Source organism: Streptomyces sp. NPDC051310, assembly GCF_044455245.1.
Classification (GTDB): domain Bacteria; phylum Actinomycetota; class Actinomycetes; order Streptomycetales; family Streptomycetaceae; genus Streptomyces.
This window is the reverse complement of the sequence record NZ_JBITEO010000029.1, coordinates 43,690-61,768: the sequence shown is the minus strand read 5'-3', so window position 1 is coordinate 61,768 and position 18,079 is coordinate 43,690. Positions and strand designations below refer to the sequence as shown.

The 18,079-nt window shown below is 71.9% G+C and carries 15 protein-coding genes, 1 pseudogene and 1 riboswitch; of the genes and pseudogenes, 5 read left to right on the top strand and 11 right to left on the bottom strand.

What is annotated here, in order from left to right:
• Nucleotides 1-133 precede the first annotated feature (133 nt).
• Nucleotides 134-406, bottom strand: coding sequence for a hypothetical protein (locus ACIA79_RS30460; protein ID WP_399431622.1), 273 nt, complete (start codon nucleotides 404-406; stop codon nucleotides 134-136).
• A complete protein-coding gene (locus ACIA79_RS30455) occupies nucleotides 391-1,191 on the bottom strand; it encodes a hypothetical protein (protein ID WP_399431621.1) in 801 nt (266 codons plus the stop codon). The genes ACIA79_RS30460 and ACIA79_RS30455 overlap by 16 nt, the downstream gene beginning before the upstream one ends.
• A 341-nt stretch (nucleotides 1,192-1,532) precedes the next feature.
• Here ACIA79_RS30455 and ACIA79_RS30450 point away from each other — a divergent pair, with 341 nt between their 5' ends.
• Genes ACIA79_RS30450 through xdhC form a run of 3 tightly spaced genes read left to right on the top strand, consistent with a single transcriptional unit; the run spans nucleotide 1,533 to nucleotide 6,257 of the window.
• Entirely contained in the window at nucleotides 1,533-3,050 is a 1,518-nt protein-coding gene (locus ACIA79_RS30450) for a xanthine dehydrogenase small subunit (protein ID WP_399431620.1), read from the top strand.
• Complete coding sequence (gene xdhB, locus ACIA79_RS30445) at nucleotides 3,047-5,446, top strand: xanthine dehydrogenase molybdopterin binding subunit (RefSeq protein WP_399431619.1); 2,400 nt, start codon at nucleotides 3,047-3,049, stop codon at nucleotides 5,444-5,446. The genes ACIA79_RS30450 and xdhB overlap by 4 nt, the downstream gene beginning before the upstream one ends.
• Nucleotide 5,447: 1 nt before the next feature.
• Entirely contained in the window at nucleotides 5,448-6,257 is an 810-nt protein-coding gene (gene xdhC, locus ACIA79_RS30440; protein WP_399431617.1) for a xanthine dehydrogenase accessory protein XdhC, read from the top strand.
• A gap of 84 nt (nucleotides 6,258-6,341) precedes the next feature.
• Here xdhC and ACIA79_RS30435 read toward each other — a convergent pair.
• Nucleotides 6,342-6,473, bottom strand: a pseudogene (locus tag ACIA79_RS30435) (alpha/beta hydrolase-fold protein); the annotation flags it as partial.
• Nucleotides 6,474-6,877: 404 nt separating this feature from the next.
• Between ACIA79_RS30435 and ACIA79_RS30430 the strand changes: the two are divergent.
• Nucleotides 6,878-7,981 (top strand): hypothetical protein, encoded by a 1,104-nt coding sequence (locus ACIA79_RS30430; protein ID WP_399431616.1) that lies wholly within the window; start codon nucleotides 6,878-6,880, stop codon nucleotides 7,979-7,981.
• Between the two features lie 6 nt (nucleotides 7,982-7,987).
• Here ACIA79_RS30430 and ACIA79_RS30425 read toward each other — a convergent pair whose 3' ends face one another.
• The 7 genes from ACIA79_RS30425 to ACIA79_RS30395 form a co-directional block, all read right to left on the bottom strand.
• Nucleotides 7,988-9,433 carry a cytochrome P450 gene (locus ACIA79_RS30425; RefSeq protein ID WP_399431615.1) on the bottom strand — a complete coding sequence of 482 codons (1,446 nt, stop codon included), beginning with the start codon at nucleotides 9,431-9,433 and terminating at the stop codon, nucleotides 7,988-7,990.
• Nucleotides 9,430-10,050, bottom strand: a complete 621-nt coding sequence (locus tag ACIA79_RS30420) for a GTP-binding protein (RefSeq protein ID WP_399431614.1) — start codon at nucleotides 10,048-10,050, stop codon at nucleotides 9,430-9,432. The genes ACIA79_RS30425 and ACIA79_RS30420 overlap by 4 nt, the downstream gene beginning before the upstream one ends.
• A complete protein-coding gene (locus ACIA79_RS30415) occupies nucleotides 10,031-10,387 on the bottom strand; it encodes a DUF742 domain-containing protein (RefSeq protein ID WP_399431613.1) in 357 nt (118 codons plus the stop codon). The genes ACIA79_RS30420 and ACIA79_RS30415 overlap by 20 nt, the downstream gene beginning before the upstream one ends.
• Nucleotides 10,384-10,806: a roadblock/LC7 domain-containing protein gene (locus ACIA79_RS30410; protein WP_399431612.1), complete on the bottom strand. Its 423-nt coding sequence runs from the start codon at nucleotides 10,804-10,806 to the stop codon at nucleotides 10,384-10,386. The genes ACIA79_RS30415 and ACIA79_RS30410 overlap by 4 nt, the downstream gene beginning before the upstream one ends.
• Entirely contained in the window at nucleotides 10,793-12,298 is a 1,506-nt protein-coding gene (locus tag ACIA79_RS30405) for an ATP-binding protein (protein ID WP_399431611.1), read from the bottom strand. Before ACIA79_RS30405 ends, ACIA79_RS30410 begins: the two co-directional genes overlap by 14 nt.
• A 506-nt stretch (nucleotides 12,299-12,804) precedes the next feature.
• Entirely contained in the window at nucleotides 12,805-14,328 is a 1,524-nt protein-coding gene (locus ACIA79_RS30400; RefSeq protein WP_399431610.1) for an aldehyde dehydrogenase family protein, read from the bottom strand.
• Between the two features lie 219 nt (nucleotides 14,329-14,547).
• Nucleotides 14,548-15,846 (bottom strand): GAF domain-containing protein, encoded by a 1,299-nt coding sequence (locus tag ACIA79_RS30395; protein WP_399431609.1) that lies wholly within the window; start codon nucleotides 15,844-15,846, stop codon nucleotides 14,548-14,550.
• A gap of 124 nt (nucleotides 15,847-15,970) precedes the next feature.
• Nucleotides 15,971-16,059: riboswitch (ZMP/ZTP riboswitch) on the top strand.
• 22 nt (nucleotides 16,060-16,081) lie between these two features.
• On the opposite strand from ACIA79_RS30395, the gene ACIA79_RS30390 reads away from it, so the two are divergent.
• The gene (locus ACIA79_RS30390) at nucleotides 16,082-16,981 is read left to right on the top strand and encodes a bifunctional 5,10-methylenetetrahydrofolate dehydrogenase/5,10-methenyltetrahydrofolate cyclohydrolase (RefSeq protein ID WP_399431607.1); all 900 of its coding nucleotides are present in this window, start codon (nucleotides 16,082-16,084) and stop codon (nucleotides 16,979-16,981) included.
• Between the two features lie 12 nt (nucleotides 16,982-16,993).
• On the opposite strand, the gene ACIA79_RS30385 is transcribed toward ACIA79_RS30390, so the two are convergent.
• On the bottom strand, nucleotides 16,994-18,010 hold the full coding sequence (locus ACIA79_RS30385; protein WP_399431606.1) for an acetamidase/formamidase family protein: 1,017 nt from the start codon (nucleotides 18,008-18,010) through the stop codon (nucleotides 16,994-16,996).
• Nucleotides 18,011-18,079 lie beyond the last annotated feature (69 nt).

Below are 18,079 nucleotides of genomic sequence, written 5' to 3'. Positions count from 1 at the left end.
CGCCCCCGGGGCCGTCCCCTCGGAGGTGCCGGCCGGCGCGCCGGCGTGACGTCGTGGAGGCCGGCCGGCGACGGGGAGCGGGAAGTCGGTGAACAGTGGCATGCTTCCGGTTCAGCAGAGCGGACCGCCCAGGTCAGTGGGGCTGCGGGGAGACCAGCTCCGTTCCCTGGTGCGAGGCATCCACCCCCAGGTCCTCACGGCCACGCGGGGCGTGGGCCGGCACGCGGGTGGGGTCCTTGATCACCGGGAACGGCAGGGCGGTGTCGTGGACGGCGGCGCCCGGCTCGCTGGACGTGTAGACGACCACGTCATTGCCGGCGATGCGGGTCGCCAGGGCGTGGACGAACGTGTCGATGCCCCCCTGGCGTGGCGGGAAGTAGTTGGTGACGATCAGGGTGGGGCCCATGGGTGGTTGCTGCCTTCGTGGGAGGGGTGGTGTGGGATCGGCCAGGCGGTGAAGAGGCAGGTGCGGCAGTCGTCGGTGACGCGGGGAACCGGGGCCCAGCGGCCGCGCCGCCGGTGGTGGGCCCGGTAGCCGAAGGACCCGCAAGTGCGGCAGGACGACGCCCGGGTCCGCACCGTGCCGCCCGCGCCCGTCCGCGGACCGTCCGTCCCGCGCCGGGTGGCGCGGCGCGCCACCCACAGGCAGCCGAGGAAGGCCGCCGCGCACCAGAGCCGGGCGTCGCCCAGGCCGGGCAGCGGACCACGATCGCCCAGGACCGCGCGCGGCAGCCCGAACACCGCCATACCCGGCAGGTACGGGGTGACCTCGACCACCGTGCGGGGCTCGGCCAGGTACGGGGTCGCCTGACTGGGCGTCGGAACTCCGGACCGCTCGATGACGCCGACCTCGCTCTGCGCCCCGCCGACGGCCAGCAGCACCAGCAGTGGCACGGCCACCGCGCCGGCGGGGGCGAACCCGACGGACAGGGCCCGCCCCCGCGGCCGCAGTGCGGCGACCGCCGCACAGAGGTAGCCGACGGACGCGCACGCCCCCCATGTCCGGTGCGACCCGGGCGCCGCGATGACGGCGAACACACCGGCCCACACGACGCCAGGAACCAGCCGCCGGACCACACCAGCCGGTGTCTCCAGGTTGTTTGCGTCGGAGGAGTAAGCACTCCGGTGGAAGAGCTCGGCGAAGTGCTTCGGCGGCTGCCGCAGGGGGCAACCGGCGCAGAAATTCCGCACATCGGCTTGACCTCTGGGCCCGTGGCGCCATATTTTCGAGCGCACCGGCTCGTGCACTGTGGGAAGGAGGCGACGTCGGATGTCAATCTTCTCCGATCTGCACCGCCTCGCCCGCCAGGCCGCCTGGGTTCCGGGTCGCGTAGCACACGGCTGCTGAACAGCCCTTTCTCCGGCGTGCCCGATCGCGGCCCCGGAATCTCCTGCATTCTGTCACCGCCTGCGGCACATCGTTGCCAGCTGGGCCGCGCACCGGGTCTCCCGAGCTGCGCCAGCGATATAGAAGGCTTGGAAATGGCGACTGGAACAATCAATGCATCCGCGCGCCGAAATGAGGATGCGACATGGTAGCGGCGCGGATCACGGTCAACGGGAAAGAAACAGCTATTTCACCGGCCGCGCCCCACACCACGGTGCTGGATTTTCTGCGCGAGCGCGGCCTCACCGGCACCAAGGAGGGCTGCGCCGAGGGTGAATGCGGCGCCTGCGCGGTCCTGGTGGCCCGCCCCGGGACGAACAAGCCCACCGACTGGGTGGCGGTCAACGCCTGCCTCGTCCCGGTCGCGGCGCTCGACGGCCAGGAGGTCGTCACCTCCGAGGGGCTCGCCACCGCCGGCACCCCGGGCACGCCGCCGACGCTGCATCCGGTGCAGGAGGAGTTGGCGGTTCGTGGCGGCTCCCAATGCGGTTACTGCACCCCCGGATTCGTCTGCAGCATGGCCGCCGAGTACTACCGGCCGGACCGCTGCCCGCACGCCGAGCCGGCCGACGGCGCCGGCCCCGCGCAGGTGGCCGCCCCCGGGCAGGTGGCCGCTCCTGGGCATGGCGCCGGCCCCGACCTCGGCCCGAACGGGTTCGACCTGCATGCACTGAGCGGCAACCTGTGCCGCTGCACCGGATACCGGCCGATCCGCGACGCCGCGTTCGCCGTCGGTCAGCCCGCCGAGGACGACCCCCTGGCGCAGCGCCGTGACCAGTCCCCGCCCGATCCGGTCCCCACCGTGTACACCCGGGACGGCAGCGCGTTCCTGCGGCCCGGCACCCTGGCCGAGGCGCTGCGGCTGCTGCGTGAGCGGCCCGACGCGGTGGTGGTCGCCGGAAGCACCGACTGGGGCGTGGAGGTGAACATCCGCTCCTGCCGCGCGGCGTGCGTGGTCGCCGTCGACCGGCTGCCCGCCCTGCGGGAGTTGCGGGTCGAAGCGGACCACATCGAGATCGGGGCGGCGCTGACGCTCACCGAGATCGAGCGCCGACTCGACGGCAGCGTCCCGCTGCTGGCCGAACTCTTCCCGCAGTTCGCCTCCCGGCTCATCCGCAACAGTGCGACCCTCGGTGGCAACCTGGGTACGGGTTCCCCCATCGGCGACAGCCCGCCGGCGCTACTCGCGCTGGAGGCGTCGGTGGTGCTCGCCGACGCCGACGGTGAGCGCGAGGTCCCACTGGCGGACTACTTCACCGGTTACCGGCAGAGCGTGCGCCGCCCCGGCGAGCTGATCCGCGCGGTACGCGTCCCGCTGCCGCTGTCGCCGGTCGTGGCCTTCCACAAGATCGCGAAGCGGCGCTTCGACGACATCTCCAGCGTGGCGGTCGCCTTCGCCCTCGCCGTCGAGGACGGGATCGTCCGCAAGGCGCGCATCGGCCTGGGCGGCGTGGCCGCCACCCCGATCCGCGCCCTCGCCGCCGAGGCGGCCCTGGAGGGCAGGCCGTGGGCGGTGGAAACCGTCGAGGCGGCGGCCCGGGTGCTGCGGGTCCAGGGCACGCCGATGAACGATCACCGCGCCAGCGCCGCCTACCGCTCCGCGATGCTGGGGCAGAGCCTGCGGAAGCTGTACGCGCGAACCACCGAGGCGGTGTCGTCATGAGCCAGTTGTCCGAGCGTCCCGACAAGCCGGTCGTCGGGGTTCCGATGCCGCACGAGAGCGCCGCCCTGCACGTCACCGGTACCGCGCTCTACACCGACGACCTGGTGCACCGCAGCAAGGACGTGCTGCACGCCCACCCGGTGCAGGTCATGAAGGCCCACGGCAGGATCACCGCGCTGCGCACCGGGCCCGCGCTCGCCGTGCCCGGTGTGGTCCGCGTGCTGACCGGCGCCGACGTGCCCGGGGTCAACGACGCCGGCATGAAGCACGACGAACCCCTCTTCCCCGACGAGGTCATGTTCCACGGCCACGCGGTGGCCTGGGTGCTCGGCGAGACCCTGGAGTCTGCCCGGCTCGGTGCGGCGGCCGTCGAGGTGGAGCTGGAGGAACTGCCCTCCGTCGTCACGCTGCAGGAGGCGATCGCCGCCGGCAGCTTCCACGGCGCCCGGCCCGTGCTGCTGACGGGCGACGTCGAGGCCGGTTTCGCCGACTCGGCGCACGTCTTCACGGGCGAGCTCCAGTTCTCCGATCAGGAGCACTTCTACCTCGAGACGCACGCGGCCCTGGCCCATGTCGACGAGGCCGGGCAGGTGTTCGTCCAGAGCAGCACCCAGCATCCTTCGGAGACGCAGGAGATCGTCGCGCACGTGCTCGGCCTGCACAGCCATGAGGTGACCGTGCAGTGCCTGAGGATGGGGGGCGGCTTCGGCGGCAAGGAGATGCAGCCGCACGGGTTCGCGGCCGTCGCCGCGCTCGGCGCCAGGCTGACCGGCCGGCCGGTGAGGCTGCGGCTCAACCGCACGCAGGACCTGACGATGTCCGGCAAGCGGCACGGGTTCCACGCCACCTGGAGGATCGGCTTCGACGCCGACGGCCGCATCCAGGCCCTGGACGCCACGCTGACCGCGGACGGTGGCTGGAGCCTGGACCTGTCCGAGCCGGTGGTGGCCCGCGCGCTGTGCCACATCGACAACACCTACTGGATACCGAACGCCCGCGTCGCCGGCCGCATCGCCAGGACCAACAAGGTCTCCAACACCGCCTTCCGCGGCTTCGGAGGACCGCAGGGCATGCTGGTGATCGAGGACATCATGGGCCGGTGTGCGCCCCTGCTCGGCCTGGATCCGATGGAGTTGCGGGAGCGCAACTTCTACCGGCAGGGCCACTCGACACCGTACGGACAGCCGGTCCGCCACCCCGAACGGATCTCCGCCGTCTGGCAGCAGGTGCAGGACGACGCCCGCGTCGCCGATCGCAAGCGCGAGATCTCGGCCTTCAACGCCGCGCACCCGGACACCAAGCGGGCGCTCGCGATCACCGGCATCAAGTTCGGCATCTCGTTCAACCTCACCGCCTTCAACCAGGGCGGCGCGCTGGTGCTGGTCTACAAGGACGGCTCGGTCCTGATCAACCACGGCGGCACCGAGATGGGCCAGGGCCTGCACACCAAGATGCTGCAGGTGGCCGCCACCACGCTGGGCATCCCGCTGCACAAGGTGCGGCTGGCCCCGACGCGGACCGACAAGGTGCCCAACACCTCGGCGACCGCCGCCAGTTCCGGCGCCGACCTCAACGGTGCGGCGGTGAAGAACGCCTGCGAGCAGGTGCGCGCGCGGCTGCTGCAGGTGGCCGCCGGCCGGCTCGGCGTGAACGCCTCGGACGTGCGCATCGCCGACGGCGTCGTGCGCGCCCTGGGCAGTGACCAGGAACTGGCCTGGGACGACCTGGTACGCACCGCGTACTTCCAGCGGGTGCAGTTGTCGGCGGCCGGTTTCTACCGTACGGAGGGGCTGCACTGGGACGCGAAGGCGTTCAGGGGCTCACCGTTCAAGTACTTCGCCTACGGCGCCGCCGCGACCGAGGTGGAGGTGGACGGCTTCACCGGCGCGTACCGCATCCGGCGGGTGGACATCGTGCACGACGCGGGCGACAGCCTGTCCCCGATGATCGACATCGGGCAGGTCGAGGGCGGGTTCGTGCAGGGCGCGGGCTGGCTGACGCTCGAGGACATGCGCTGGGACACCGGTGACGGACCGGACCGCGGGCGGCTGCTGACCCAGTCGGCGAGCACCTACAAGCTGCCGAGCTTCTCGGAGATGCCCGAGGAGTTCAACGTCAGGCTCCTCGAGAACGCCACCGAGGAGGGTGCGGTGTACGGGTCCAAGGCGGTGGGCGAGCCTCCGCTGATGCTGGCTTTCTCGGTGCGGGAAGCGCTGCGCCAGGCCGCCGCGGCCTTCGGGCCCACCGGTAAGTGCGTGGAACTGGCCTCCCCCGCGACACCGGAGGCGGTGTACTGGGCGATCGAAGCAGCCCGCAGTGGCGGCGCGCGGCGCAACGACCGCGCTCGCGAGGGCGACGGGACCTTCACCGGCGCGTGCGCCGTGAGCAATGCCTGACATGACCTGGGTGGCCGCGGTCGCGCGGCTGCGAGCCCGCCGGGAACCCGGCGTGCTGGTGACCGTCGCGACCGTGCGGGGCCACGCACCCCGCCGGGCCGGTGCCAAACTCGTCGTCGGACGGACCGGGACCTGGGGGTCGATCGGCGGCGGCAACATCGAGGCCGTCGCGATCGACCGGGCCCGCGAGCTCATCGGCACGCCCGGCCCCGAGCCGGAGCTGATGGAGTTCGCCCTCAACGACAAGGTGACCAACCGGCACGGCGTGCAATGCTGCGGCGGAACCGTCACCGTACTGCTCGAACCGCTGCCGGTGGTCCCGGCGGTGGCGGTCTTCGGCGTCGGGCACGTCGGGCTGGAGCTGGCGCGCATCCTCGCCCGCCACCACCTCGATCTGCACTTGGTGGACTCCCGCCCGGACATGCTCACCGGCGAACGGCTCGACGTGCTCGCGGACGCGGTGGCGCAGATCCACGTGCACCACACCCCCCTGCTTCCGGAGGAGGTGCTGGCGGAGCTGGCACCCGGCACCCACGTCCTGATCATGACCCACGATCACGCCGAGGACGCCGCGCTGTGCGACGCGGCCCTGCGCACCACCGGTCTCGGCTCGATCGGGCTGATCGGTTCGGCCGCCAAATGGACGCGGTTCCGGCACCGCCTGGCCACCGAGGGCGGCCACGACGCCGCCACCATCGACCGGATCAGGACCCCGATCGGCATCACCGGGATCACCGGCAAGGAACCGGCCACCATCGCGGTGAGCGTCGCGGCAGACCTGCTCCGGAGCTTCGAGCAGGACCGCCACTGAACCGTGCGGTAGCGGCGGCCACGGTCCGGTGCTCCGGTACGTCCTCCGGAACACGCTCCGAGCACACGCTCCGGTACGTCCCTAGAGGCCGCCGTCGCGGCGCAGGCTGGCGGGGCCGGAGTGGGCGCTGACGGAGGCGAAGTGGCCGTAGTACTTGGCGGCGTACTTCAGCGCGCCGAAGCCGCCCATGGAGAACCCGGCGACGGCGCGGCCGTCAACGCGACCTCCTGGAGGAACGCGGGGCGACGGCCGGGGTCCGGACCGCCGTGGAACGTGCGGTTCGGACGCTAGCCACGCGCCTCCCGGTGCAGAACCCGGAACGTCACGGACTGACAGACGCGGCCGCGGTCGGCTATGAGCCGGCCGGGGTCGGCACCGACTCCGACGGGACGGGAACCCCGACAGCCTCGGTCGTCCCCACGGCGGCCCAGGGGCGACCACGGCCGGCGGGCCGGGGTTGCGGATTTGGCCATCTGAGCAGGTTCGAGGCGTCACTCAGAGGGATTTCCGGCCACCCTTGGCCGGGCAACGTCTGTCCGGGCGTCGAACCGGCAGAGTCGACTCGGGATGACGGAGGAGCCGGCCCCCGGCCCCCGTCCTGCGAAGGAGGTGGAGTGACCATGACGATGCATGCCGTCGAGCTCCCGGAACTGTGGATGCCTCATCCGCTGCGGGTCAACCGGCATCTGCCGGGGCTGCGCGCGGAGAGTGAGACGTGGGCACGGGAGATGGGCATGGTGAGCGACGGAAGACGGACGTCCCGCCACGCGATATGGACCCGGTCCCAGTTCCAGGCCATGACGGTGGACCAGCTCACCGCATGGACCCTTCCCGACGCCGCCCCGGCCGACCTCCGTCTCAACCACCGGTTCAACATCTGGGCGTTGGCGTGGGACGACTACTTCGCCTCGGCCTTCAAGCGGACGGGCGACATGCAGGGCGCGCGGGAGTTCACCGTTCGGCTCCACGCCTTCCTGCACCCGGAGGACGGGGCCCGGTCACCGGAGCCGGTGAATGCCGTCGAGCGCGGACTCGCGGACCTGCAGCGGCAGCTGTTTCCACCCCGACTGGCGCACTGGCGGCGGGACTTCAACCGGGCCCTGGCGCAATACATCGATGCCGGAGTCGAGGAACTGGCCAACAGCCGCGCCGGCCGCGTACCCCACCTGATCGATTACGCCCCGTTCCGGCGGGAGAGCTTCGCCGCTCACACCGCCCCCTACTCCGTCGAGCTCTCCACCGGTGCGCGCATACCCGAGCGCATACGGAGCAGCCGGACCATGCGTGGATTACTGGCCGCGTTCATGGACGTCATGGGGCTGGCGAACGACATCGCCTCCTACGACCGGGAAGTCCATGAGGAGCACGACGTCAACAACCTCGTCGTGGTGATGGCCACGTCGCTGGGCATCCCCCTCGGCGATGCCGTACCGGCCGCCGTCCGTCTGGTGAACTCCCGGCTGCGCGACTTCGAACAGCTCCGGCAGGACGGGCTTCCGCTGCTGGTCCGGCGCTGCGGCTTGCGGCACGAGGAGCGAGCCGAGCTGGAGACGTGGATCGGAGGAGCCTGCAGCTTCCTGTCGGGTCTCCACGCCTGGTACACCGGGGCACCCCGGTATGTGTCCCCGGACGGGCCCCCCGGGCTACGGTACCGAGCGGGCACCGGCGCATGCCCGCCGGTACCCGCTTCAGTCGCCGGGCCGGGGAGCGGCGCCCAGCCGTGAGGGGATCTATCGCCTCCGCAGGAGGCGGCCGAGACGCACCCACCACGAGGAGCGGTCCCCCGGCCCCCGGCCGGGCTCGGGGACGGGCCCCGGCACCGGCGCCGCCCGGAGCGCCGAACCGCTCTGCGGGGGCGGCGCCGGGAGCGGTACCGGGAGATGCTGGTTCCTCGGGGGGCGCGCGGCGAACGTGACGGGCAGTGCCGTCAGATGCCGGGCCCAGGTGGAGGAACGCCACGTGAGGTCCTTCTCGGGAACGGCCAGAGCGATGTCGGGAAGCCGCGTCAGCAGGATGTCGATGCCGGTGTCGGCGATGATGCGCCCGATGTCCTGGCCGGGACACTCGTGGCTGCCGGCGCTGAAGGACAGGTGAGCGCGGTTGTGGTGGACGGGTGTCGAGGGATCCGGGCGGATCGCCCTGTCGACGTTGCCGGCGGCCAGGCCCAGCAGGAGCATGTCTCCCGCCTTGATGTCCTGCCCGCCCAGGGTGGTGTCCCCCTTGGCATATCGGGAGGGACACACCATCAGCGGGGGCTCGTCCCAGAGGACCTGCTCCACGGCTTCGGGCAGGGTCATCTGTCCGCCGGCCAGCGACCCGCGGAACCGGGGGTCGGTGACCACCATCCGCAGGACGTTGGACATGAGGTTGGCGGTGGTCTCGTACCCGGCGAGCAGGATGAGGCGCAGGTGTTGCACGACCTCCTCGTCGGTGAGGCCCGCCGGGTGGGCCATCAGAGCGGAGGCGATGTCCTGCCCCTTGTGCACATGCTTGGTCCTGACGAGCTCTTCGAGGCTCTCCACCACGATCGCGTTGCTGGCGAGCGAGGTCTCGGTGGCCTTGAAGAGGTCGCGCGCGGCGTGCACGAGCCGGGGAGTCCCCTCTTCGGACATGCCCAGCAGATGGGTCAGGGTGAGCATGGGCAGGTGCTCGGTGAACTGGCCGACGAGCTCGGCCTCGCCGCTCGCGCAGAACGAGTTGATCAGCTGGTGGGCGAAGCGGGTGATGTGGCGTCGGAGGCCACGGTGATCGAACTGGTCGAGCGAGGCGGTGACCGCGCTGCGCAGGCGCTGGTGCTCCTCGCCGTCCGCGCAGACGCAGTCGGGACGCCAGCCGATCATGGGCATGAGGGGGGAGGTGGCCGGGTCGATCTCCCCGCTGCTCCAGCCGTGCCAGACGCGGGGGTCGCGGGAGAACTGGGTGGCGCGGGTGGCCACATCACGGTTCTCGAGGTAGCCGAGGACGAGCCAGGCACGTACGTCGCCGTCGAGCAGGACGGGTGCCACGGGGCCGTGGGCGGCACGCAGCTCCTCGTAGAGGCCCATGGGGTCCGTCTCCGCTGCGGAGCCGAAGAGGCGGACCGTCCCGCCGGGCCCGGTGGCCGCATGGGCCGGGCAGCCCGGCGGCGGGAGCATTCCGGAGTCCTCGGTGGCGTGGTCGGGGCGTGGAACGGTCATGCGGTCTCCTGGGCGGCGAGGGTGCACAGGTAGACCATCAGCGAGAGGAGGGCGTCGCGGCAGGACGCCCGGTCCCGGGCGTCACAGGTGACGAGGGGTACGGATTCGCTGAGGGCCAGAGCCGTGCGCAGTTCTTCTTCGGGGTATTCCGGTGCGTCAGGGAAGGCGTTGACGGCCACGATGAACGGGACGCGGCGGTCCTCGAGACGGGTGACCACCTCAAAACAGACTTCGACCCTGCGGGTGTCGACGAGGACCACGGCACCGAGCGCGCCTTCGAAGATTCCGTTCCACAGGAACCAGAAGCGCTCCTGTCCCGGGGTTCCGAACAGGTACAGGACCAGCTCCTGGCTGATGCTGATACGGCCGAAGTCCATCGCGACGGTCGTGGTGTTCTTGCTCGCCGTGCCGGGATTGTGGTCGATCCCGACGCCGGCCTGGGTCATCGTCTCCTCGGTGGTCAGGGGAGGGATCTCGCTCACGGCTCCGACCATGGTCGTCTTGCCGACTCCGAAGCCTCCGACGACGACGACCTTGACCCCCCTGGCACCGTGGGCCAGCAGCACGTCGGTGTCGCGTGGGCCTGCCATGAGCGCGTCAGAGTCTGCGTAGTCCATGAATAACCGCCTCCAATAGGCCGCGGTCGGGATAGGCCGCGACGGGCACGGGTGCAATCGCCTCGACGCGTTCGTCCTCGACGAGCTGGTGCAGCAGCACCGTGACGACGCTGAACGGCAGGCTGAGGTAGGCCGAGATCTCGGCCACCGACAGCGGGTACCGGCACATGGAGAGGATGGCCGCCTGCTCGGGCTGCATCGAGGGTTCCGGCTCGGACCTCGTCGCGATCAGGGTGACGAGGTCGAAGGTCCTGGCCGAGGACCCCGCGCCACCGGTGATGACGTAGAGCGGAACGGGAGTGCCCTCGTCCCAGGGTGACTGGTTCTCCGAGCTCACATCGCCTGCCGGACGTCATCACGAGGCGGGCTGGTCATGTGCCGACCGATCCGGACCACCAGCGTCCGCATGCGGTCGCCGAGCAGCCCGGCGTCCACCTCCTCGTCCGCCAGTACCGCGAGGTACGCGCCGGGGCCGGCCGCCATCTGGCAGAAGTACCCGCCATCGGCCTCGATCCCGACCGTGCGCGTCGAGCCGTCTCCGTGCGGGAACATCTGCGCGATGGCCCTTGCCAGGCTCTGAAGGCCGGAGCATGCGGCGGCGATCGCGTCGGCCGTGTCGGGTGCTGTGCTGGCCTGGCCGATGCAGAGGCCGTCCGACGAGAGGACGACGACGTGTCGTACGTGCGGAACGCCGCCCACCAGCTCGTTGAGCATCCAGTCAATGTTGGGCAGTGGCTGCATGTTAGTCGACCTCATCAGACGGCTCATTGTGCGGAGTTGAGGATTCGGCGTCCGGCCTCTTGGCACCGTTGAAGGCCTCCCACATCAGGCCGGGCTGGCGGGACGTGCCGGAGGTGCCCCGGGAGACGGGGGTGGCGGGGGGCGTGGGGGCCGTGCGGACGACCGGTGGCGGGACGGGTGACTCCCGGCGCCGGCGGGGGAGCCCGTTCACGGTCTTCCCGACCTCGCCGCCGGAACGCGCCGGCCTGTCGTGCACGGCCGCCGGTGCAGGCCGGGGGCGGATCGGTCCGCCGACGGGTCTCCGTACGGGCTCCGGGGTCCGTACGACGGGCTGCTCCACCGTGGTGATCAGGCGCCGGGGTACGAGGACGACGGCCCGTACGCCTCCGTACGCGGAGGTGCGCAGGTCGACTTCGCAGCCGTGCTCGCGGGCCAGCCTGCTCACGACCGGCAGGCCGAGCTGCGTCACCTCGCCCAGGCCCGTCAGGAAGAGCCCCGACGAGGCGTCCGCCATGACGCGCGCGATGCGCTGCCGGACCTCCTCCGTGAGTCCGACCCCGCGGTCCTCGATCTCGATCGCGATGCCGGAGGGCACCTCGATCGCGCTCACCTCCACCGGGGTGTGCGGGGGCGAGAACGTCGTGGCGTTGTCGAGCAGTTCGGCGAGCAGGTGGATCAGCGGTTCGGCTCCCGGACCGATCACCGCCGCCTCCGTGACGGCCTGCAGCTTCACCCGGGGATAGTCCACGATGCGCGACATGGCCCCCCGCAGGACGTCGTAGAGCGGAATGGCCTTCGACCACTGCCGCCCGGGACGGGCGTCGCCCAGGACCGCGATGCTGGCAGCGAGGCGGCCGATCAGTGCGTTGCGGTGGTCGATGCCCTGCAGGCCGCGGGAGAGCACGAGGTCCGTGCCGTGGACGATCTGCATGGAGCGGAGGTCCTTGGCGAGCTGGTGCACGATCGCCTGCACCCTGCGCGCCACGGCCACGAGGGCCCGCTGGGAGGAGTCCCGTGTGCTCTCCTCGGCCTCCACGGCCTCCAGGAGCGTCCGCAGGGCCAGCTTGAGGGCCTCGGTGAACTCGTCGTCGAGGTGCGCTCCGAAGGGGACGGACTGCAGGATGTCCGAGGACGTGTCGCCCTGCCTCAGGCGCGCGACCGCTGCGGGAAGGAGCTCCTCGGCCAGCCAGACGGTGGTGGTGCGCTGATCGGCCAGGCGCCTGAGGAGCGCGGCCTCACGCAGTGCGTGGGCTTCCTGCGCCTGGGCGACCGCCCGTGCGTGACGGGCCGCTTCCGCCGAGCGCGACCGGCGTACGGTCGCAGCCGAGCAGATGGCCGTGAGCGACACCGCGGCGACGCCCCACCATGCGAGCGGCGTCCGTATCTGCGCCGAGGGCGAGAAGGCCAGCCCTATGGCCAAGGCGCCGGCCAGGACGCCCGGCGTGATGAGCCACACCGGGAGCGTCGCAGGCGGCCGGGCTCCGGAGGTGGAACCTGCACGAACCATCAAGGTGTCCCTAAACAGTCTGGAATGAGCGGACCGAGGTAGTACGACGCATCATCAGGAACATAATTTCGATCGAATGCGTAAACGTTCTCGAACGGGGCCGCTCATAAAACACTCGCGCGAACGCTCACCATGGAGCGCGGCGCAACTTCTGCGGCGAGCATAGTCAGTTCATGTTTGGCGTGTGGCTCCGATGAACGGAAGGTTCCCATCAAGCAATTCGACCGCATGAAGTGACAAGAATACGGACTGAAAATGACACCGGGTGATCGAATTGTGTCCCGATTCCCGCGACCCGGCGGAGTGGGCCCGGCCGGCCCGCCCCGAAGGCGACGTGGCGGAGAGACCCGGACCTCCTCGGAGGCCCGGGTCCGGGTCGTCACGCCTGCTGCTCGCACACACGGGCGGCTACCGGCTGATCGACTGGCGGGGCATGCGCCCTGACGCGGCGGAGGGAGGCCGGCTCGACAGGATGGCCGACACCTCCGGGCAACCGGCGTCAGGCCTCAGAAGAGCCCGAGCTTCCTGGGCGAGTAGTTCTGGAGGATGTTCTTCGTCTGCTGGTAGTGGTCCAGCATCATCCGGTGCGTCTCCCGGCCGATGCCCGACTGCTTGTAGCCGCCGAACGCGGCGTGCGCCGGGTAGGCGTGGTAGCAGTTCGTCCATACCCGGCCCGCCTGGATCGCCCGGCCCGCGCGGTAGGCCGTGGTGGCGTCCCGCGTCCAGACGCCGGCGCCGAGACCGTACAGCGTGTCGTTCGCCGTCGTGACGGCGTCCTCGAAGTCGGTGAAGGACGTCACCGCGACGACCGGGCCGAAGATCTCCTCCTGGAAGACGCGCATGCGGTTGTCGCCCTCCAGGATGGTGGGCTGGACGTAGTAACCGCCCGCCATCTCACCGTCGTACTCGATGCGCCGGCCGCCCGTCAGGATCTTGGCGCCCTCCTGCAGGCCGATGTCCAGGTACGAGAGGATCTTCTCGAGCTGGTCGTTGGAGGCCTGGGCACCGATCATCGTGTCCGTGTCCAGCGGATGGCCGGGCACGATCCGCTCCGTGCGGGCGACGGCGGCGTCCAGGAACTCCGCGTAGTGACCGCGCTGGACCAGCGCGCGTGACGGACACGTGCACACCTCGCCCTGGTTGAAGGCGAACATGGTGAACCCCTCCAGCGCCTTGTCGCGGAAGTCGTCGTCCGCCGCCCACACGTCGTCGAAGAAGATGTTGGGCGACTTGCCGCCCAGCTCCAGCGTCACCGGCCTGATGTTCTCGGAGGCGTACTGCATGATCAGCCGCCCCGTCGTCGTCTCCCCGGTGAACGCGATCTTCGCCACGCGCGGGCTGGACGCGAGCGGTTTGCCGGCCTCCACGCCGAAGCCGTTGACGATGTTCACCACGCCCGGCGGCAGCAAGTCCGCGACCAGGCCCACCAGGAGGTGGATGGAGGCCGGGGTCTGCTCGGCCGGCTTCAGCACGACCGCGTTGCCCGCGGCGAGCGCGGGCGCCAGCTTCCAGACCGCCATGAGGAGCGGGAAGTTCCACGGGATGATCTGCGCCACGACGCCGAGCGGCTCGTGGAAGTGGTACGCGACGGTGTCGTCGTCGATCTGGCTCAACGACCCCTCCTGGGCCCGCAGGGCGCCCGCGAAGTAGCGGAAGTGGTCGATGGCCAGGGGCAGGTCGGCGGCGAGGGTCTCGCGGACCGGCTTGCCGTTCTCCCAGCTCTCGGCGACCGCCAGTTCCTCCAGGGAGGCCTCCATCCGGTCGGCGATCCGCAGCAGGATGCCCGCCCGTTCGGCCGGCGCCGTCCGGCCCCAGGCGGGAGCCGCCGCGTGCGCCGCGTCCAGCGCGCGCTCCACGTCCTCCGCGGTGCCGCGGGCGATCTCGGTGAAGGGCCGGCCGTCGACCGGACTCACGTTCTCGAAGTACTGGCCACGGGCGGGGGGCACATAGGCGCCACCGATCCAGTGGTCGTAGCGCGACGCGTACGAGACGATCGCGCCTTCCGTGCCGGGAGCTGCGTAACGGGTCATCTCGGGGCCTTTCTCGTACGGGGCCTGGCTCGCCGCAGCGCCGCCCGCGACGGGTGCGCGGGGTACGCGCCGGCCGGCGGTGCTCGCCGGGAGACTAGGGACCCGGAGGTTGCAACGCCGTTGCGGTGGGCCTTCGCCGATGTACCGGCGTGCTGCCGCCACATGGGGTTGTGCACCGTGTTGCGGTGCCCCGCACCCGTGCGGCTGCCGCGCGCGCCGCTACGGCTTCGCCCGGTGCCCCACCCCGCCGCCTCCCGCACCCAGTTCCGCGTCCAGCGCGCGAAGCCTCGCCCTTACGGTGGCGCGATCGCCGGCCGGCACACTCGCGGCGAGCGCGCGCCACACCTCCAGGTCGTCCTCGCCCCACGGGCTGTACGCCCAGTCCGCCAGCAGCCCCGCGTCCCCGCGGGCGATCAGCGCCGCCCGCAGCCGGTCCGCCAGCATCTGCCGCAGCCGCACCACCGCGGGCGCACCCGAACCCGGCAGCAACGGCCCGGCGTACCCGCTCAAGGCGGCCGTCACCGCCCCCGAGGCCAGCCGGCGGCCGACCGCGCCGAAGTCCGCGTCGACCGGCACGGCCAGCCGGTACGGCCGCGAACGCAGCACCCCGGGCCCCAACAGGGCCCGCAGCCGCGACAGTTCCGCGCGCAGCGTCACCGGATTGACCGCCCCCTCCTCGTACAGCGCCACCAGCAGCTCATCACCGCTCAGGCCCTCCGGGTGACGGGCGAGCAGGACGAGGATCTCGCTGTGCCGCCGGCTCAGGCGTACCGTGCGCCCACCGGCCGCCCACAGCGCCTCGTCCCGCCCGAGCGCCGACAGCCGCGCCCGCTCACCGCCCGCGGGCGGCCCCGCCAGCGCCAGCTGTGACTCCGCGGCCCGCGCCACCGCCTGCACGAACGCCAGGCTGTGCGGATGCGCCAGCCGGTCCCCGCCGGTGATGTCCACCGCGCCCAGCAGGTGCCCGGTGTGCGGATCGTGCACGGGCGCCGCCGCGCACGTCCACGCCTGCACCGGGCGCCGGAAGTGCTCCGCGGCGAAGACCTGCACGGGCCGGTCGACGGCGAGCGCCGTCCCGGGCGCGTTCGTCCCGGCCGCCGACTCCGCCCAGCGCGCGCCCGCCACGAAGTTCATGCGCTCCGCGCGGCGCAGCGTGCCCGCATGCCCCTCCACCCACAGCAGGCGCCCGTACGCGTCGCACACCGCCACCAGGTGCTCCCCGTCCGTCGCGTACGCCCCCATCAGCTCCCGGATCACCGGCATCGCGGCGGCCAGCGGATGCCCGCCCCGGTACGCGCCCAGCTCCTCCCCGCCGAGGTCCACGCAGGCGGCGCCCTCGGGGCTCACCCGGGCCCGCGCCGAACGCCGCCACGACTCGGCCACCAGCGCCCGCACGGGCGGCCCCGGCACACCGCCACCGGACGTGAACGCGTCGTGCGCCCGGCGCAGCGCCCCGGCCCGTGCCACCGGATCCGCACCCCGCTCCAGCGCCGCCTCACCCGCCCAGGCATCGCCCAACTCGCCCTCCCGCTGCCGTACGCCGCCGCGCCGGTGCCATCGTCGCCGCCCCTCACCACCCCGACAAGCGTGCCGGTGCGTCCGACCCGTACGAGGCGACCGGACGAGCCCTCCCGTAGAGTGGGCGGCGGGCCGTGACTGGCGCTTGGGTGGAGTACCACCGGGGAGCGGCCCGACGGACCGACGTCGATGCCGCGCGCCTGGGCGAGCCACCGCGACGCTCAGGAGCGCATCCATGACCACCGACAGGTCCACCAGCACACCCGCCGGCACGCACGCCCCGTCCCCGACCGCCCGCCTCATGGACGGCAGCGGCCTCGCCCGCCGCCTCATCGAGGACACCGCCGTCCGCGCCGCCGACCTCACCCGCCGCACCGGCACCCGGCCCTGCCTCGCCACCGTCCTCGTCGGTGAGGACCCGGCGTCCGTGACGTACGTGCGGATGAAGCGGGCCCGCTGCGAAAAGGCCGGAATCCGCTCCCGCCACATCGAGCTGCCCGCCACGACGACCACCGGCGAACTGGTCGCCACCCTGCGCTCCCTGTCGGACGACCCCGACGTCCACGGCATCCTGCTGCAGCACCCCGTCGGCCCGCACATCGACGAACGGGCCGCCTTCGAGGCCATCGCCCCGGCCAAGGACGTCGACGGCGTGACCACCAGCTCCTTCGCGGCGATGAGCTTCGGCCTGCCCGGCTTCGTCTCCTGCACCCCGGGCGGCATCATGCGGCTGCTCGACGCGTACGAGGTCGACCCGGCCGGCAAGCGGGCCGTCGTCGTCGGCCGCAGCGCCATCCTCGGCAAGCCCGCCGGCATGCTGCTGCTCGCCCGCAACGCCACGGTGACGTACTGCCACTCGTACACGCCCGCCGCCGACCTGTCGGCGGCCCTCCGCGAGGCCGACATCGTGGTCGCGGCGGTCGGGCGGTCCCGCTTCATCCGCGGCGAGGACATCAAGCCCGGCGCCGTCGTGATCGACGCCGGGTACAACGAGGGGAACGTCGGCGACGTCGACTTCGAAGGTGCGGCGGCCCGGGCGGCCCTGATCACCCCCGTACCGGGCGGTGTCGGCCCGATGACCATCGCCGTGCTGCTCGCCCAGACCGTCGACGCGGCGGAGCGGCAGCTCGCGTAATACCCGGGGGCCTCATGGCCGGGGCAGCACCGCCGCCAGCTCCCGCAGGTGACGGTGCAGCCCCCGGTGCGGCTCACCGGCCGGCAGCCATTCCTTGCGGATCTTCGCCACGCACGTGTAGTTGGTGTCGCAGACGTTGGCCAGGGGCGCCTCGCCCGCCTGCGTCACCAGCTGGTACGCGTCCAGCCGGGACAGGCCGTAGTCGCGGGCCAGCCACTGCACCAGATCGAGCTGGGAGATGCGGAAGGCGTCCTCCAGCGGCCGTGCCGAGCCGGTCGACATGATGTGCGTGTCGGACTCGATGCGCGGCCAGGGCGTCGCCACACCCTTCAGCAGCTCGACCACCACCACGGTGTTCATCGCGCACTCCACCGCGACCCCGCACGTCTCGCCCTCGCCCTGCCGTGCGTGCCCGTCCCCCAGGCTCAGCAGCGCGCCCTCCACGTTGACGCCCAGGTAGCAGGTGACGCCGGCGCGCATCTCGGGCGTGTCCATGTTCCCGCCGTGCGCGTCCGGGACGAGTGCGGAGCGGACCTCCAGGTTCGCGGGCGCCACCCCCACCGTGCCGTGCATCGGATCCATCGGCAGCTCGATCTCGATGTCGCTGTCCCGCGCGTCGAACAGGCAGGTGCGGCGCTCCCGGTCCAGATGCCACATCCACACCACCTCGGGCAGCGGCTCCTGAAGGGTGGCCGTCGTGTGCGTGGAGGTGAGCGCCCCGAACAGCGGTACGGTCGTCGACGCCGCCCAGTCGCGGGCCGGCTCGATCGACACGAAGTGCACGGCCACCGTGTCGCCGGGCTCCGCGCCCTCCACGAAGAACGGCCCCGTCTGCGGGTTGAGGAACGGGAAGGTGCACACCTCCGACACCAGGTCCTTGACGGACCGTACGCGACCGGCGAAGCAGTCCTCGGTGTACAGGTCCAGCACCGTGCCCGGCGCGATGCGCGCCACGGGAGCGGCGCCGCCGAACGTCCAGGCGTATTCGCCCTCCTGGGGGCGTACGGTCACGATCCGCGGATCGGTCATCGTCGCTGCGCTCCTGTTCGGCCGGGCCGGTGGCGGACTGCGCTCACGCTACGGCGCCGCCACCGGCCC

Excerpts from the sequence above, each read along its gene's own strand:
- ACIA79_RS30410 (WP_399431612.1), bottom strand. The coding sequence starts at position 10,806 with ATGAGGTCGACTAACATGCAGCCACTGCCCAACATTGACTGGATGCTC.
- ACIA79_RS30420 (WP_399431614.1), bottom strand. The coding sequence starts at position 10,050 with ATGGACTACGCAGACTCTGACGCGCTCATGGCAGGCCCACGCGACACC.
- ACIA79_RS30425 (WP_399431615.1), bottom strand. The coding sequence starts at position 9,433 with ATGACCGTTCCACGCCCCGACCACGCCACCGAGGACTCCGGAATGCTC.
- ACIA79_RS30460 (WP_399431622.1), bottom strand. The coding sequence starts at position 406 with ATGGGCCCCACCCTGATCGTCACCAACTACTTCCCGCCACGCCAGGGG.
- ACIA79_RS30400 (WP_399431610.1), bottom strand. The coding sequence starts at position 14,328 with ATGACCCGTTACGCAGCTCCCGGCACGGAAGGCGCGATCGTCTCGTAC.
- ACIA79_RS30450 (WP_399431620.1), top strand. The coding sequence starts at position 1,533 with ATGGTAGCGGCGCGGATCACGGTCAACGGGAAAGAAACAGCTATTTCA.
- ACIA79_RS30385 (WP_399431606.1), bottom strand. The coding sequence starts at position 18,010 with ATGACCGATCCGCGGATCGTGACCGTACGCCCCCAGGAGGGCGAATAC.
- xdhC (WP_399431617.1), top strand. The coding sequence starts at position 5,448 with ATGACCTGGGTGGCCGCGGTCGCGCGGCTGCGAGCCCGCCGGGAACCC.
- ACIA79_RS30405 (WP_399431611.1), bottom strand. The coding sequence starts at position 12,298 with ATGGTTCGTGCAGGTTCCACCTCCGGAGCCCGGCCGCCTGCGACGCTC.
- ACIA79_RS30430 (WP_399431616.1), top strand. The coding sequence starts at position 6,878 with ATGACGATGCATGCCGTCGAGCTCCCGGAACTGTGGATGCCTCATCCG.
- xdhB (WP_399431619.1), top strand. The coding sequence starts at position 3,047 with ATGAGCCAGTTGTCCGAGCGTCCCGACAAGCCGGTCGTCGGGGTTCCG.
- ACIA79_RS30390 (WP_399431607.1), top strand. The coding sequence starts at position 16,082 with ATGACCACCGACAGGTCCACCAGCACACCCGCCGGCACGCACGCCCCG.